The sequence below is a fragment of the Exiguobacterium sp. s89 genome, from assembly GCF_018617735.1.
Lineage (GTDB): Bacteria > Bacillota > Bacilli > Exiguobacteriales > Exiguobacteriaceae > Exiguobacterium > Exiguobacterium marinum.
The window spans coordinates 1-16,491 of sequence record NZ_JACSKS010000002.1 but is presented as its reverse complement, the minus strand read 5'-3'; the positions used below and the strand labels follow the sequence as shown (position 1 = coordinate 16,491).

At 47.8% G+C, this 16,491-nt stretch carries 15 protein-coding genes, 8 tRNA genes and 1 pseudogene; all 24 read right to left on the bottom strand.

The window, feature by feature from the left end:
- Positions 1-15 precede the first annotated feature (15 nt).
- Positions 16-2,670: an MMPL family transporter gene (locus tag KNO96_RS06010; RefSeq protein ID WP_214702924.1), complete on the bottom strand. Its 2,655-nt coding sequence runs from the start codon at positions 2,668-2,670 to the stop codon at positions 16-18.
- Positions 2,671-2,673: 3 nt separating this feature from the next.
- Positions 2,674-3,117, bottom strand: a complete 444-nt coding sequence (locus KNO96_RS06005; protein ID WP_078147853.1) for a MarR family winged helix-turn-helix transcriptional regulator — start codon at positions 3,115-3,117, stop codon at positions 2,674-2,676.
- An 84-nt stretch (positions 3,118-3,201) separates the two neighbouring features.
- Positions 3,202-3,708, bottom strand: a complete 507-nt coding sequence (locus KNO96_RS06000; RefSeq protein WP_214702922.1) for a GNAT family N-acetyltransferase — start codon at positions 3,706-3,708, stop codon at positions 3,202-3,204.
- 19 nt (positions 3,709-3,727) lie between these two features.
- Entirely contained in the window at positions 3,728-4,684 is a 957-nt protein-coding gene (locus KNO96_RS05995) for an NAD(P)/FAD-dependent oxidoreductase (protein WP_214702920.1), read from the bottom strand.
- 69 nt (positions 4,685-4,753) lie between these two features.
- On the bottom strand, positions 4,754-5,275 hold the full coding sequence (locus KNO96_RS05990; protein ID WP_353047594.1) for a DUF975 family protein: 522 nt from the start codon (positions 5,273-5,275) through the stop codon (positions 4,754-4,756).
- Positions 5,276-5,520: 245 nt separating this feature from the next.
- Positions 5,521-5,739 carry a helix-turn-helix domain-containing protein gene (locus KNO96_RS05985; RefSeq protein WP_214702913.1) on the bottom strand — a complete coding sequence of 73 codons (219 nt, stop codon included), beginning with the start codon at positions 5,737-5,739 and terminating at the stop codon, positions 5,521-5,523.
- A 10-nt stretch (positions 5,740-5,749) separates the two neighbouring features.
- Positions 5,750-6,229, bottom strand: a complete 480-nt coding sequence (locus KNO96_RS05980; RefSeq protein WP_214702911.1) for a DUF2975 domain-containing protein — start codon at positions 6,227-6,229, stop codon at positions 5,750-5,752.
- A gap of 115 nt (positions 6,230-6,344) precedes the next feature.
- A complete protein-coding gene (locus KNO96_RS05975) occupies positions 6,345-6,908 on the bottom strand; it encodes a YdhK family protein (protein WP_214702908.1) in 564 nt (187 codons plus the stop codon).
- Positions 6,909-7,047: 139 nt separating this feature from the next.
- Positions 7,048-8,844 (bottom strand): glutamine--fructose-6-phosphate transaminase (isomerizing), encoded by a 1,797-nt coding sequence (gene glmS, locus KNO96_RS05970; protein WP_214702906.1) that lies wholly within the window; start codon positions 8,842-8,844, stop codon positions 7,048-7,050.
- 359 nt (positions 8,845-9,203) lie between these two features.
- Positions 9,204-10,562, bottom strand: a complete 1,359-nt coding sequence (gene glmM, locus KNO96_RS05965) for a phosphoglucosamine mutase (RefSeq protein WP_214700454.1) — start codon at positions 10,560-10,562, stop codon at positions 9,204-9,206.
- 36 nt (positions 10,563-10,598) lie between these two features.
- Positions 10,599-11,879, bottom strand: a complete 1,281-nt coding sequence (locus KNO96_RS05960) for a CdaR family protein (RefSeq protein WP_214702904.1) — start codon at positions 11,877-11,879, stop codon at positions 10,599-10,601.
- Positions 11,880-12,740 carry a diadenylate cyclase CdaA gene (gene cdaA / locus KNO96_RS05955; protein WP_026824856.1) on the bottom strand — a complete coding sequence of 287 codons (861 nt, stop codon included), beginning with the start codon at positions 12,738-12,740 and terminating at the stop codon, positions 11,880-11,882.
- 126 nt (positions 12,741-12,866) lie between these two features.
- Complete coding sequence (locus tag KNO96_RS05950; protein WP_214702896.1) at positions 12,867-13,502, bottom strand: hypothetical protein; 636 nt, start codon at positions 13,500-13,502, stop codon at positions 12,867-12,869.
- The gene (gene sigW, locus KNO96_RS05945) at positions 13,499-14,074 is read right to left on the bottom strand and encodes an RNA polymerase sigma factor SigW (RefSeq protein ID WP_012727640.1); all 576 of its coding nucleotides are present in this window, start codon (positions 14,072-14,074) and stop codon (positions 13,499-13,501) included. Before sigW ends, KNO96_RS05950 begins: the two co-directional genes overlap by 4 nt.
- Positions 14,075-14,204: 130 nt before the next feature.
- Positions 14,205-15,107 carry an arginase gene (gene rocF / locus KNO96_RS05940; protein WP_214702893.1) on the bottom strand — a complete coding sequence of 301 codons (903 nt, stop codon included), beginning with the start codon at positions 15,105-15,107 and terminating at the stop codon, positions 14,205-14,207.
- 153 nt (positions 15,108-15,260) lie between these two features.
- Positions 15,261-15,512: pseudogene (locus tag KNO96_RS05935) on the bottom strand (zinc ribbon domain-containing protein); the annotation flags it as partial.
- A gap of 281 nt (positions 15,513-15,793) precedes the next feature.
- Positions 15,794-15,869: transfer RNA gene (locus KNO96_RS05930), tRNA-Ala, on the bottom strand.
- A gap of 17 nt (positions 15,870-15,886) precedes the next feature.
- Positions 15,887-15,961, bottom strand: a tRNA-Gly gene (locus KNO96_RS05925).
- 6 nt (positions 15,962-15,967) lie between these two features.
- A tRNA-Lys gene (locus KNO96_RS05920) sits at positions 15,968-16,043 on the bottom strand.
- Positions 16,044-16,048: 5 nt separating this feature from the next.
- Positions 16,049-16,132 (bottom strand) — tRNA-Tyr (locus KNO96_RS05915).
- A 6-nt stretch (positions 16,133-16,138) separates the two neighbouring features.
- Positions 16,139-16,211: transfer RNA gene (locus KNO96_RS05910), tRNA-Thr, on the bottom strand.
- 31 nt (positions 16,212-16,242) lie between these two features.
- A tRNA-Val gene (locus KNO96_RS05905) sits at positions 16,243-16,318 on the bottom strand.
- A gap of 4 nt (positions 16,319-16,322) precedes the next feature.
- Positions 16,323-16,397 (bottom strand) — tRNA-Glu (locus KNO96_RS05900).
- A gap of 5 nt (positions 16,398-16,402) precedes the next feature.
- Positions 16,403-16,477, bottom strand: a tRNA-Asn gene (locus KNO96_RS05895).
- Positions 16,478-16,491 lie beyond the last annotated feature (14 nt).

Sequence of the window (16,491 nt, the reverse complement as noted above, 5' to 3'; positions counted from 1 at the left end):
GACATCCGTTTCTGCTTATGACTTTTTCTTTGACCGGAATGGCCACCAGACACCATCGCCAAACGAAATCGTAATGGCTGGAATTAAAAGTGGTAACACAATCAAGCCGTATAGTAATAACCCGGTGATGACAATCGTTGCAATCTGGACGAGACTGAGCACACCTGACGGAATCATCGCACCGAACGTCCCGGCGAGGATGACCGCGGCAGTCATAATGACGGTACCCATCTTCGTCATCGAATAGATGAGCGCCTCACGGACCGCCTTCCCATTGATCGTCTCTTCCCGGAATCGATCTAACAGGAAGATGGAGTAGTCAATCCCAAGGGCAATCAACATGACGAAGCCAAAGAACGGAACGGCCCAGCTGATCCCGTCATAGCCGAGTCCTTCTACAAAGATCAGCTCTGTGATCGCCGCCGACGTATAGTACGTCAAGAGAAGCGAAGCAATCATATAGAGTGGCATGATCATCGAGCGGAACAGTGCTGTCAAGACGATGAACAATGTCACCAGCATGATCGCTACCGTTCGATTGAAATCATTCGTCGATGTTTCATTTAAATCGCTATTGATGCTCGAGATACCGGCATATCCGATGGTCGCATCCGCATACGGTGTTCCCGTCACGGCACGATTCATCGTCTCTTTGATTGTCTCGACGGTATCAATCGCTTCTGGCGAATACGGGTCCATCTCCAAGACGACCTCGAGTTGAGTCGCCATTCCTTCATCGAAGACATAGCGTTCGACGGCAGGTGAGAATTCATCCGATGTGAGTGTCCCTTCCGGAAGATATACGCCTGTCTCCCGAAGCGCATCTGCTTCACTCAACTGTTGTAAGAACGAAACGGCTTCGCCGAGACCAGACTCAATTTGCCCTAGCCCGTCGTTCGCTTCGCCAACGCCTGTGGCAAGTTGTCCCAATCCGGTGCTGAGTTCACCAACCTGAGAACCTTGTGCATTCAATGCAGACGCTGCTTCGTTGATTCCTGACTCGATTTGTGTGAGCCCTGCTGACACTTGACCGAGCTGCCCGACTGCGGCCGGGATGTTTTGAGTCGCTGTCAATCCTTGTCCAATGAGACCAAGTTGACCATTCAACTGATTCAGCCCCGCTGCCGCTTCCGCAAGCGGTGCTCCAGCATTGGTTGAACCACTTGGCAATTGCTCGACGATCGCGTTCAATCCTTGCTCAATCTCATCTAATCCAGTTTGGACATCACCGAGACCCGTCTGCGCTTCGGACAAGCCATCGCTGACTTCACCGAGTTGTGTGTCGACATAAAAATCGTCGATGACTTCACCAGTCGGACGTGTGAGCGCACGGACACCGCTCACCCCATCAACTTTTTCAAGTTCGCTTGCGAACATTTCAATGTATGGGACTTCTGATTCTGTAATGGCTTGATCTTGTTTCAAAATGACTTGTACCGGAAGAGATTCCCCTTGACCAAACCCTTCAGAAATCAAATTCAGTCCACGAACCGAATCGTACCCGTCTCCAATCTCATCGACGGTATTGAACGAACGGGCATCGTCATATGTGAATAAGACAGGTACTGTAATCAACCCGACGACCAAAATCGATACGAACGGGCGATTGACTGACAATCGACTCAAGATAGCCCAGAGCTTGCTGTCGTGATGTTCGCCTGCCTTTTTCGATGGCCAAAACAGTCGCTGTTTGAGCGTCGCCATAAAGAACGGGACGACCGTGAAGAGAATCAGCAGCAACACCGCAATCCCAACTGCGACGGCGACCGCTGATTTGAAGATTGGAAAATCAGCAAATCCGATGGCAGCGAAACCGACGAATACCGCGAGCCCACTAATCAAGACCGTCCGTCCTGCCGTCTTGTACGTATTGACGATGGCGTCTTCGATGGCACGCCCCTCACTCAGCTCCTCTTTGTAACGGCTAAGAAGTAGAATACAATAGTCTGTCCCAATCCCGAACAAGATGGCGACAAGGAAGATTTGTGTGTAGTTGGATACCGGGAACCCAAACCAATCCACAAAGAACGCGACAAAGGATTGACTTAATAGGTACGTGAAGCCGACCGCGATAAGCGGGATAAACGGGGTCACGATGGAACGGAAGACGAGAAGAAGTAATCCAAAAATCAACACGACCGTGATGATTTCTGTCTTTTTCAATCCTTCCTGTGCACTTAAGTTCACATCATTGTTAATGATTTCTTCCCCGGTGATATATACTGTCTCCTCTTGCGGGAGCACGTTTTCACGGACATCATCAGCAAACGCATTGATTTCTTCCGTCGTACCTTCTACCGTGATTGGGACGAGAACGATGCGTCCGTCTTCTGAGACAAGCTGTGCCTCTGTCTCCTCGTTTTCGAACGGATCGAGAACATCTGTCACGACCGTTTCATTTTGTTTAAGTTCTTCGATGACACGCGCGACATCTGTTCGCTCCGTCTCACCGATTGATTCGAACTCATAGACGAGGGAAATGGTCTTGTCACTCTTCCCGGCTTCATCTAAAATCGCTTGTGCGCGTTGTGAGTCCATGTCGTCCGCAAGTTGGAAGCTCCCTGCCTCTTCTGCTTGTTTCGTTAAGTTCGGTGCTGCGACAAATAATGCTGTCGTCAATACGATGAGGGAAATGAAAATTCCCCAGCGCCATTGAATGATTTTATGCATGTGTTATTCCTCCCCGATTCGGAGCAATTGCTTTATTTTTCGGAACGTCCGAACAAACTGCTCGATTTCAATTTCGTCTACTTCTCCATCGATGAGGGATTCCACATATCGATAGACGGCACCGTCCACTTCTTCGACGAGCCGTTTCCCTTCTGGGGTCAATTCAATCAATCGTTCCCGTTGATCTTGTCCTCGTCGACTCGTGACGAGTCCTTTTTCGACCAACTTTTTCAGACGATTCGAGACCGCACTTTTATGGACACCTTGTTTTTGCGCCAATTGCCCAGCCGGAGTTGGTCCAAACTGATCGAGTAACTTCAACAGTTGGAGCTGTTCACGCGAATACTCGCGCCATACGTCTCCCTCCATCGCTTCGATGACATGTTCCGTCCCATGGAACATCACTTCTTCAAACAACTGCACCGCTTCGCGCATCAATGCTTTCATTTTTAGTTTACCCCCTAAACTAGATGGTTATAGTTTATGCCCTAAACTAAATGGCGTCAAATAAAAAGACCGATAAGGAGTGCCCTATCGGTTCATAAATCTATATACAAACGTATAAAATGATAAAGTCTGCCCTTCCCATTCAACCTGTCGTACTTGATTGTTACGTGTAAAACCAGCGCGCATCAATACACATTGTGATGCGTGGTGATCGATTAGCGTCTCGGCAATCAGTTCGACATATTCCGGGAGATGGCATGCGAGCAGTTGTTGGAGTGCAGAAGTAGCGTATCCACGACCACTATAATCTTCCCCAATTCGATAACCCACCTCACCGACTCCATCTCTAATCGAATGCACATTCATACGCCCTATGATCGTGTCATTATGCCAAATCACATAATAGCGCCCTGTACCTTCAATTTGCTCGGTTAAAAGACGGTCTAACGCATGACGGAATCCCTGCGGTTCGTAGTATGTATCTCCTCGACTAGGGACAGAGCGTTCGAAGTAGGAACGGTTTTCACATTCAAATAAGTGAAGAGCTGATTGATCGTCAATACTTAACGATTTTAACTTAATCGAGTTCATATCGAAGTCTCCTTGATTTTCAACCTTCTATTGATTCTTGCACCGCTTCTGCCACACGTAACCCAGACAGATAGGCACTTTCGAATCGCGTTCGTCCGGATGGATCATCAGCTTCAAGGAAGACGTCCCCTGCTAAATAGATGGGATGATGGCTTACTTGATAAAACGGCTCATGCCATACATCTTTCGCTTGCGCGTAACGCCAACGTTTTAACTGCCGTGATTGGATACCGAGGTCTCCGACTTCTTCACGCACTAACCGCTCTATTTCAGCAAGTGTCTCTGCTTCCGGTCGCTCATACCACGCCTCACTCCACGCCTCTTCCATATAGACACTTACGAGTGGTGTCGCAGAGATTCCTTTTTGGCGATTATCGACGATTTTTAATACACCAGGTACCAGTTCTTGATCGAGAATACCGTCTGCTCCAATCTGTACATCACCGGCACATTCAAAAAGACCCACGAACGTCGGCGAATATACGAGACGAAGTAGCGCGGGCTTGATCTGGACGACCAAACTCCCTAGTAGTTCGAATGACTGTGGAAGCGGTGCCGTCATCACGACTCGATCATATGAACGCGTCGTCACGTCTGTCTTGACTGTGACGGTTCCGTCTTCTTCCACTTGAACGTTCTCCACTCGTTCATTCAACTGTACGGTCAAATCTTCAGCTAAATGCTTAGCGAGGGCATTCATCCCATTAATCGCGACATAACGTGGATAAGGGTCGGCATACCAGACCCGCACCCAGTTTGCATTCATCCACGACTGTACCTCTCGTTCGAGCTCTTCTCCACGCACCGTGAAATATACCGCTCCATGGTCGGCTCGTCCATCACCGATTCGACGTGTCGCCAAGCGTCCCCCGACGCTTCGACTCTTTTCAATCAGTTCGACGACATGACCTTGACGCACGAGTTCACGCGCTGCGATGATTCCGCTCAGACCGGCCCCGATGATCCCAATCTTCATTCCGCATTCCCCTTTCTCTTCATGAAGATTGTAGCACGTTCATTCAATTCCCCCTCTGTTCGATATGCTTCAGGCTGGCTTGTTCCATTGTTCGTCGTACACCCGACGCGTATCTTCATACATGACAGCGAAGCGTGCAACTACTAACGGACGAACAAGGGAAGTCGCAACTAACAGCGACCAGGATGACAAAATCGGTAATTTGAAAACAATACTCAACGTGAAACCCGTCAAAAAGACCGGAATCATTGGCAGGATCAATTTAAATGCTTCCCATTTCTGTCCACGCATCATCCCACGAGATTTTGTAATTGCTTCTGTTGGGGACAAATGAGGCTCATCTCGCAATATAAAGAAAGTGAATGCGTAAGAAAAGTACTTTATGATTCCTGGAACGATTAGAAGCAGCCCCCACAATAGTTGGAAGAGAACCATGAGTAGGAATGTGGCCAAATTTAAGCGGTAATTCTTCCGAAACGGTTTAAATACATCTTGAAAATGCAATTTCTTATTTCGCACCGTATCTAAAATGATCCAGCTGTATCCGATATACATTGGAAGAGACATCACATATAGGATGAGTCCAACCACACCGATCATCATAAGAATAGTAGAACTGTGTTAGATTCCGTAATACGTCGGATCTATCATAAGCCACACTTCTACTAAAATCGCCATTGCAAAAGACCAACCGATGAGTTTCCCCGTTTTTCCTTACAAGGCCTCATGTGTCCGTTCTGTCCATGTTTGAATCATTCTACATCTCCCCCTGACTGATACTTTTATATACGGAGCATAGTAAGCACACGTTTCAAATTCATATAAAAAGCAGAGATTCACTCTGCTCGTTCGACCGCTCGATATTCCAATATGTCTCCCGGCTGACAGTCGAGTGCTTCGCAAATCGCTTCAAGTGTCGAGAAACGAATCGCTTTGGCCTTTCCGTTTTTCAATATCGATAAGTTCGCCATCGTGATCCCGACTCGTTCCGACAGTTCCGTCACACTCATTTTCCGTTTCGCCAACATCACATCCAGATTCACAATCATCGCCATTTCTCTCACCTCATATCGTCAAATCGATTTCTTGTTTCATGTCGATGGCGCGCTTCAATAGTTTCTGTAACAACTCAGCGAAAACCGCAATGACAAATGCGGCGAAGACGAAGACGAATCCGATGACTAAAAATCCTGGCGAGTCGTCACGCTCAGCGAACCAATAGAAGAAGGGAAGCAACGCCGTATAGATAACCGTGATGGTCAATGCACAATACTTGATTACCCGAAGTACCTTCACCGCTTCATAGGAGAATGCCTCGTTCCGGTCAATCAATCCTAGTAAGATAAACGTCTGGAACAAAGCCATAAAATAGGGAACTGCCGCCACATACATCCCGATGACAATCGGACGCATCGAATTCGCAATCCATCCCCCGCTCTCGATTGCGTCTCGCCAAAGAAACGGCAGTAAAAAGATACAGGCCGCAAGAATCGGGAGCGACAAGACAATCACTGCTAGTTTCAAAAAGATGGTTTCCCGTTTCATCTGCCAAACACCTCATTTAGTTTTATTTTCTATATCATATGCTATGATTTATCGTTTATCAATAAATATTTATCGAAAAAAATAGACCACGAGATGTACTCGAGGTCTACTGCATTCATTTCATTGCTTCTAATTCACTTTCGGTCACCCATTTATGATTTGTGACCTCTTCTCCGTCTTCAGTCGTGTAATCAACCATGTAAACGGTCGTCTCTTCCACTGTATCGATAGTCGCTTCTGCGCCGTCCATTCCTTCCATATGGTCGGCAGCCAATACGACCTCATCCCCTTCAGACAAAGGCGCCTCGTCCGGATTATCCAGTTCTTCGTGAATCACCCATTTATGATCTTCTACCGGGTCACCACCTGTAGTCGGTGTATAGCTGACGGCGTAGACCGTCGTATCATATGCACCGACAATCGTCGCCTCCACGCCTTCCATCCCTGGCATGTGATCCGCTGTCATCATCGCGGTTGATCCGACTGGATACGTCGGATCACTGGCTTCCATCAGCCCGTCTGGAACTTCTCCAGACCCCGAGTGATCCATCCCCGAATGGTCCATGCTTTGTTCTTCTGACATCTCCATCGAGGGATCATCTGTCGTATCCCCACAAGCGGCTAATGATGTAGCGAGTACGATGGTACCTAAGCCCATCATCCATTTTTTCTGTTTCATCGAATCTCTCCTTTATTCATACTCACGTTGAGTGTACCCATTCCTAAGAATGGACAGACGTTTTTGAGAGTATTACGATGATTTGTTAACGCATTGCAACAAAAAAGACCAAAATCCCGAAAAATTTTGGTCTTGAACATTATTCAACTGTTACAGACTTCGCCAAGTTACGTGGCTTGTCGACATCACAGTCGCGGGCAAGTGCCGCATAGTACGAGATGAGTTGAAGCGGAAGAACCGTCACGAGTGGCGTGAGAAGCGGTTCAACACGTGGAAGAACGAATGCGTCGTTCTCATGCTCCATTCCTTCCATTGAAATCGTACATGCGATCGCACCACGCGCCACAACTTCCTTGATGTTTCCACGGATGTTGAGGTGTGTGTTCGGTTGAGACACGAGCGTGATGACCGGTGTCCCGTCTTCAATCAAGGCGATCGGACCGTGCTTCAGTTCCCCACCTGGGTATCCTTCTGCTTGGATATATGAGATCTCTTTCAGCTTCAATGCGCCTTCGAGACCGACATATGAATCCAATCCACGTCCGAGGAAGAACGCGTTACGTGACTCTTTCAAGAACTTATCTGCAAGCTCTTCAAAGATTTCTTTTTGTGCCATGATCGAGTCCATTGTCGTTGCAACGAGTGCGAGTTCCTGCATGAGATCAAACGGAAGTTTCTTCCCGTTCGCACGAGCGATGTCGTATGCGAGAATCGCGAGGACGGCAATCTGAGCCGTGTATGCTTTCGTCGACGCGACCGCGATTTCTGGTCCTGCATGGAGGAGCATCGTCTCGTTCGCTTCACGCGAGAGTGTCGATCCTGCTACGTTTGTCAACGTGAGCGCTTTATGGCCAAGCTTTTTCACTTCGACGAGGACGGCACGGCTGTCCGCTGTCTCACCTGATTGTGAGATGAAGAGGAAGAGTGGCTTTTCTGTCAAAAGTGGCATGTTGTAACCGAATTCTGAGGCGACGTGTACTTCAGTCGGTACACCTGCAACGCGCTCGATCAATTGCTTCCCGACAAGACCAGCGTGGTAACTCGTACCGCACGCGACGATATAGACACGGTCTGCTTCCGAGACGAGCTCGCGCACGCCTTCCGTGAGTTCGATGTCACCGTTCTCGTTCTGGTAATGCTGGATGATATTACGGATGACGGCCGGTTGCTCGTCCATCTCCTTCAACATGTAGTGCGCGTACGTGCCCTTCTCGATGTCTGACGCATCGATTTCGGCCGTATATGGTTTGCGTTCGAGCACGTCGCCGTCGAGCGTCTTGATCGTCGCCGTCGAGCGTGTGAGGATGACAATCTCGCCGTCGTGGAGCTCGAGGTACTGGTCTGTCACCTGGAGCATCGCCATCGCGTCCGATGCGACGACGTTGAATGTGCCGTCACCGAGTCCGACGAGAAGTGGTGACTTGTTCTTCCCGATATAGAGGCGCTCTTTGTCCTCTGAGTCGATCATCGCGATCGCGTATGAGCCGTGGAGGTTCGAGAGCGTCTTGCGGAACGCCGCCTCGACATCGCCGAGCTCGACGAAGTGTTTCTCCATGAGCAAGACGATGACTTCCGTGTCTGTTTCTGAGAGGAACGGGACATCAAGCGTCTTCTTGATGAGCTCGTCATTCTCGATTACGCCGTTATGCACGAGCGTGAAGCGTCCTGTCGTGCTCTGGTGCGGGTGGGCGTTCGGTACACTCGGTACCCCGTGTGTCGCCCAACGTGTGTGGCCGATTCCAATCGTGCCGTCTACTTCTGCTGGGATGATTTCGCGTAGCGCAGCAATGCGACCGACTTCTTTGTGAACGTTGACATTATCATGCATCAACGCTAGACCTGCCGAGTCATAACCACGGTACTCGAGTTTTTCAAGACCTTTGAGAAGGACTTCCTTCGCTCCGGTATTCCCAATCATTCCTACAATTCCACACATAAATAAATCTCCTCTATTCTTCGATTTCTCGAAAAAGGAAACGGGCTTTTTCTAAGAGCTGTCAACACACACTTCTTTGTCCGTCCGGTCACCCGGGCGTTTTAAAAGTATGCTTCTCGTCGTGACAGGCGACGAGGAGGCATCCGCCGAAATCTCGATAACCTCCAACCTCGTCAACTCCGCAGAGTTCTGGCGCTTGTTCGTACTCTTGTGTCCTTCCGTTTCCAAGGTCACGCTCTTAATAGTACAAATCACACCCCCATTCGTCAAGAAAATCCGCTGTTTTCTCGATGACAAAACGGAAACAAAAAGGGAATCCAATGTTGGATTCCCTTGTGTTATTCCCGCTTTTGAGAATTTTATCCTTCTAAACCGTAATCTTCGCGAACAACTTGCGCGATTCGTTCAACGTAACGGTCGCATTCTTCCGCTGTCGGTGCTTCCGCCATCACACGAACGAGAGGCTCTGTTCCCGATGCACGGACGAGAATTCGACCGTTTCCGCCCATTTCTGCTTCCGCTTCTTGAATCGTTGCCAAGACACGCTCTCCGTTCATCGCATCGTTTTTATTCGTCACACGAATATTTACGAGTTTTTGCGGATAAACAGGCATCTCAGCCGCCAATTCAGAGAGTTTGCGGCCCGTCGATTTCACGATTTCTGCCAACTGGACGCCCGATAACATCCCGTCACCTGTTGTCGAGTGATCGAGGAAAATCAAGTGACCCGATTGTTCGCCACCGAGTGTGTACTGGTGTTTTTTCATCTCTTCAACGACATAACGGTCACCGACTGCTGTCTGGAGCGCTGTCATGCCCGCTTCTTCAACAGCTTTATGGAACCCGAGGTTACTCATGACCGTCGCGACAATCGTGTTGTCTTTGAGACGCCCTTTTTCACTCAAGTATTTCCCGCAAATATACATAATTTTGTCTCCATCGACGATTTCACCGTTCTCGTCAATCGCAATCAAACGGTCCCCGTCACCATCAAAGGCAAGGCCCATGTCCGCTCCTTTTTCACGGACGAACTCAGCCAAGTGCTCAGGATGTGTCGAGCCGACACCTTCATTGATGTTTAGACCGTTCGGCGAGTTTCCGATTGTGGATACGTTCGCTTCAAGGTCAGCGAAGAGACGTGCTGCGAGCCCACTCGTTGCCCCATGTGCACAGTCGAGCGCAATGTGAAGGCCATCGAAGTCTTCTTCAACGGTTTGTTTCAACATTTGAAGGTATTTTTGTGCCCCTTCATAATAGTCCGACACGAAACCGAGATCTTTCCCAGTCGGTCGTGGGAGCGTATCTTCCGTAGCGTCTAAAATATCTTCGATTTCTTGCTCAGTCGCATCATCTAATTTAAAACCATCGCTACCGAAGAATTTGATTCCGTTGTCGGCTACCGGGTTGTGCGATGCCGAAATCATGACACCGGCTGTCGCATCTAGCGATTTTGTTAAGTACGCAACTCCAGGTGTTGAGATGACACCAAGACGCATCACTTCTGCACCGATTGAGAGAAGTCCGGCAATCAATGCACCTTCAAGCATATGTCCTGAGATGCGTGTGTCACGACCAATCAATACTTTTGGTTGTTCGCCTTCTGGCAAATGTTTCGACAACACATAGCCACCAGCACGGCCTAAACGATATGCTAATTCCGCAGTTAACTCAGAGTTCGCGACACCGCGAACTCCGTCTGTTCCAAAATATTTACCCATTAGATTAAATCCTCACTTTTGTATGATTGAACATCTTTATTGAATGGAAGATGTTTCTGTTTCTTCATCGACGCTCGTCAGTTGAACATCAATCGTCTTCGGCGAGACAACCGTCACGCCTTTTGGTACTTCGTAATCGACATCTACCGCGTGTGTCCCACCTGGTAATCCTGTCAAATCCAATGTCACGTTAACACTGTTCGATGAAATGGTCTCGAGAAGGGACCGCTTTCCGGACAGAGTGACACTGACCACATCTTGCGTTTGAATCGTATAATTGGTTCGGTCGTACCCCCGTACGTTCACTGGAACAGTCATCCGAATCCGCTCTGTCAATTCGCTCGTGTCATCTTTCGTCTCATCACTCGGACGAATCAGCACTTGAACTTCTACTTCTCTTTTGTCGAGTGACGTGGCCCCTTCAGGGAGACGGAGAGTAACATTTACTTTCTCAGACTTCTTCAAATCATCCAGTTCAATCGGCTCTGTCTCGACTCGATCGAGTTTATCGAGCACCTCTTTTGATCCAAAGACACGAACTTCTGTTTCACCTAGTAATGTATCTACTAACCTGAAGTCGTCCGACACTTCTCCGCTCGTGACGACCTCAATCGGAATCATCACACTCTCATTGTAAATCGGGACAGTCACATTGATGATATTCGGGTCGACCGACACATTCAACGGATTCCCGTTCGCATCTAAAATTGTCGGTGGAATCTCACGAGTGAATGTCTGATTTTGATTCGAGACATCCACATTTAACGTGATTTCTTTGACATTTTGAATGCGACTCGCACCGCCTGTGACTTTGATAGTCGACGGTTCGATTTCAACATCGCCAGCCACTTTCCCTTCCGGTAATTGATCTTTATTCAACAGGTTCACAGACACCGGAACTTCAATCGTTTGCTTCCGATCAATGTAAATTTCAACTGTCTCTCGATCCAATTTGACATTGACGTCTCCACCGAAACCTCGTGCCTCGACTGGGACGCGATGAAATCCGGTTCCAAGGTTGGTCAAATCGACAAACACTTGATAATCTTTCACCAGTTTGGTCATCGTTAAACTACTTGAGGGACCTTGAAGCTCAACACCCATCTCCTCAGGCACGTTGTATGCGACATACTGCACCTCATCAAAAAATACTTCGACCGGTACATCGAGCGTCATGGAACTTTGTCCAACAATCGGCAAAGCGCTAGAAGCGTTGTTCGAGGAACTGGTCTCAGCGACCATTAAGTATAAAAGGACGGCTAAAGCAAGTGCGATGAAGCGGAGAAACCACTTATGTTGTAACCACTGATCAATCACTTACTTATCCCCTCCTTTTTTGCCGAAGAACGAGAGGGTCGCCTCTTTTTCTTCGATGACGAGTTCTTGAATTAATTTATTACGAAGCGCTTCTTCATCTAACTCTCGATATAAGCGTCCTGCGATCGCGAGAGAGACAGCTCCTGTTTCTTCTGACACGGTGAGAGTGACGCTATCTGTCACTTCACTGACCCCAATGGCTGCCCGATGTCGTGTCCCGAGGGCCTTATCGATGTGTGGACTTTCCGAGAGCGGCAAATAGCAGGCTGCTGCCGCAATCTTTCCATCTTGAATAATCATCGCACCATCATGGAGTGGTGTGTTTGGAATGAATAAGTTAATAATTAATTGGGAAGTAATATGCGAATCCATACGAATGCCCGTCTCCACATACTCGTTTAATCCCGTATCTCGTTCAATCGCAATCAACGCACCAATCCGCCGCTTTGACATATATTGCGCAGAACTGACGATGGCTTCAATCATTTGGCGTTGTTGCTCTTCATCACTTGTTCCTGTACGCCCGAATAAGTTGCTCGTCCGACCGAGGTGCTCAAGACCACGTCTCAATTCAGGCTGGAAGATGATGATAATTCCGAGAAGACCGTATGTGATCACCTGATTTAGCAAGAACTGGAGCGTCTTCAACCCGAAGAAACCACTCAAGAACCAACTGACTAGAATGATGGAGATCCCTTTAATTAACTGGACTGCTTTTGTCCCACGTACAATCATCATTAACTTATAAATGACATACGTGACGACGACGATATCTAAAACATCGTTCAAATAATCGTACCAATGTACGTTTTCTGAAAGATTTAAAAATGAGAAATATGATACTTGTTCAAGTAGCGGCAAATGCTCCCCTCCTCAACTACCTAGCTAAATCGTGCAAATTCCATTATATCATCATTTTTGTATATACGCATTGCGTCACACCAAAACGAAACGAGATTGAAACGAAAAAAGACGCCGGAAGCGTCTTTAGAAAAGTTGTTTCATCGAATACCAGATCCACTCGAACATCTGATCGATTTGTTCAAGTTCACCTGTCACTTGCCCGGCACTTGCTAAATACGCACGACCATTGACAGCTGTCGCGTCACCTTGGACGGTACCTTCAATCCGTAAATCGCCACCTTGGACGGTAATGTCTTTCTCGACAGTAACACCCGCTGGCACAATCACTTCATTCTCTGATACGACGACACCTGGTACTTTTGTATACGTCATCGTCTCCGAAGCACTACTCCATAATCCAAGTGTCGCACTAGACATCAAACTAAAGAATAGGACTGCGGCAATCAAACCTGGGTGGCGCTGTAACCAAATCATTTGTTTTGAATGTGGCTTACGCTCTTTGCGCACAGGTTTGGATAACGACACAACCGTGTCAGGCCCTTTTTGCACCGGTGTTTCAGGTATAGCGGCCATCACACGGGTCGTAAAATCCGCTGATAACTTTGGACGAGGCAATGCTTTCAGTTCTGCGTCGATTCGTTCATATTGTAGATAAGACTCATATAATTCATCGTCTTCTAACAATTGACGCAATTCGTCAGATTCTTCGGGCAAAACGCCATCTTCCAAATATTGTTGTACTTTTTCTTCAGGAGTCAATTGAACCCCTCCCTATTTTGAAAGATTGTTTTTAACATTTCTCTTCCCCGGAAGATCCTTGTTTTAACTGTTGCGACCGGCATGTCAATCATCACACTAATTTCTTTTAGCGACAAATCATCCACATATTTTAATAATAAGGGAATGCGGTATTTGTCCGGAAGTTGTTTGATGGCTTCATGCATCTCACTTCGAATTTCGCGATGAACCACTTGGGCATCGGGTTGAGGTGCTTCATCAGCTAAGTGGTCTTGATAAGTCAAACCGTCTGTACCCGCAATTTCTGCATCCATTGAATACTCCGGTTTCCGTTTCCTCAATCGATCGATGGCAACGTTCGTCGTAATTCGATAGAGCCATGTTTTGAACTTGTATTGCGCATCATACGTATCAATTCGTGTATATGCACGTATGAATGCTTCTTGGGCAGCGTCTTCCGCTTCGCCACGATCATACAAAATTTTATAGGCGATTGCAAAGACGCCATCCTTGTATAGTTCTACCAGCTCGGCAAACGAATCGTGATTCCCCGCCCTCAATTCGTCAACCAAACGGGTGGTCAGCCGTTCCATCAATCCACTTCCCCTCTCCGCAACACATGCGGTCATTTCTATATACGTCTCACCAGTTGAATTAGTTTCATTAAAGTAAAAAAAGTTTCCACCCCCATTGTAGCAAACGGGTTTGGAAACTGTAAGGAAATCAGACGGTTTCGCCTTCCAATAACAGGTTTTCTTTAGATTTTATAATCGTTTCACACAGACGGTAGGCCAATTGAGCCGTCATGTCGTCCCGGTCTAATGCCGGATTCAATTCGACGAGCTCTACGGCAATCAAATCTTCTGCCTGCATCGCTTCTTTTAAAATCGCTTTGGCCTCGACTTCTGTTAGACCACCATCAACCGGTGTTCCTGTACCCGGAACGAGTGACGCATCGAGACTGTCCATATCAAAACTGATATAAAAACGGTCTACTCGTTCACGAAGATAGCTGAGCGCCTCTTGCATGATCACATCGACCCCACGCGTACGAACTTCTTCTACGGTAATGACTTTTATACCGAGTCGATTGATTTCGTTTATTTCTCCTTCATCGATATCACGAAGGGCAATATACACCAAATGATTTGGCGATAACTTCGAATCACGCCCACCTACTTCTGTCAGACGTATATCCCCCATCCCCATAGCTGCAGCAAGTGGCATTCCATGAATATTACCAGATGGTGAGGTATCCCCCGTATTCAAGTCAGCGTGGGCATCTACCCAAATGACACCAAATGGTCCCGTTTTTGCTAGTCCTGCGAGTGTGCCGATTGCCATACTATGATCGCCCCCAACGATCAATGGGAATCGATTCGCTCTAATTTCGCTATCTATCACTTCTGCCAATTCCGTAACAGTGTGCAATACACCATCTACCCGCTTCAAATGTTCTTCATTTTCACGAATTTCAGATTCCGGTAACACACGAATCGTTTGGTTCACCGCCCCTTTAGGAAGAAGTTTTTCCATCCCTAGTTCGTTCAACTTCATCGGTCCTTGATCGACCCCGAGTTTCCCCTGACCATAACGAAGTGGTACATGAATATATGACCATTGCATCGCCATTCCCCCTTTATACGCTTGATAGGTGAACTACTCGCCACTTATTTACTTCGCAAATTGAAGTGGGAGCTTCTTGGGAAGATCGTACTTTTATTAGCCACGATTATTTACCAAGCTCGTCGGGTGGTTCCCACCCTGAAGGAATTCGTTTTAGTTTGCCAACATCAACAGATTGATGCTTGCGTTGATGTCTCGATCATGATGAACACCACAATGAGTACACGTCCATTCACGAACATCCATCGTCTTCTTCTCGCCTTTGACGCCACAAGAAGAACAGATCTGCGTCGATGCGTACCATTGATCCGCCTTGATGAGCGTCCGTCCGTAGAAGGTATATTTGTATTCCAACTGCCGGACGAACTCATACCAGCTGACGTCCCCGATGGACTTCGCTACCTTAAATCTGTCATAGGGAGAGAAGACTTTTGGACCGGGCGATTCATCCCGCACCTACACTGGGCTACGCCCGAAGACGCTTAGAGGAGGGAGAATTCTCGCCTGGTTTAGTTAAATTGTAAACGCTATCATTCATTTGGTTCAACTCGGCACTATTATGAATAAACATGCAAAAAGGCAGCCTGAATGGTGGCAGGCTGCCTTTCTCTGTACTCTCAAGTGAATGGTTCATGGTTTTAAGCAAAAAAAAACTTAAGTCATCAATAACTTAAGAAAAAAACATATGGTGGAGCCTAGCGGGATCGAACCGCTGACCTCCTGCGTGCAAGGCAGGCGCTCTCCCAGCTGAGCTAAGGCCCCATGAATGGGTAAGAATATGGAGCGGAAGACGGGATTCGAACCCGCGACCCCGACCTTGGCAAGGTCGTATTCTACCACTGAACTACTTCCGCAAAAAATGGTGAGCCATGCAGGGCTCGAACCTGCGACCCTCTGATTAAAAGTCAGATGCTCTACCAACTGAGCTAATGGCTCAAACCTGGTGGGGGGGGGCGGATTCGAACCGCCGAACCCGAAGGAGCGGATTTACAGTCCGCCGCGTTTAGCCACTTCGCTACCCCCCCGAGGAGTGCCGGCGAAAGGATTCGAACCCTCGACCCTCTGATTACAAGTCAGATGCTCTACCAACTGAGCTACACCGGCATATATATAGGTTTGAATTAATAAATAAAGATGGTGGAGGATGACGGGATCGAACCGCCGACCCCCTGCTTGTAAGGCAGGTGCTCTCCCAGCTGAGCTAATCCTCCATATTGGTGACCCGTACGGGATTCGAACCCGTGTTACCGCCGTGAAAGGGCGGTGTCTTAACCGCTTGACCAACGGGCCTAAATTGGCTCCGCAAGTAGGATTTGAACCTACGACCTACCGGTTAACAGCCGGTTGCTCTACCACTGAGCTATTGCGGAACGATCTTGCCTGG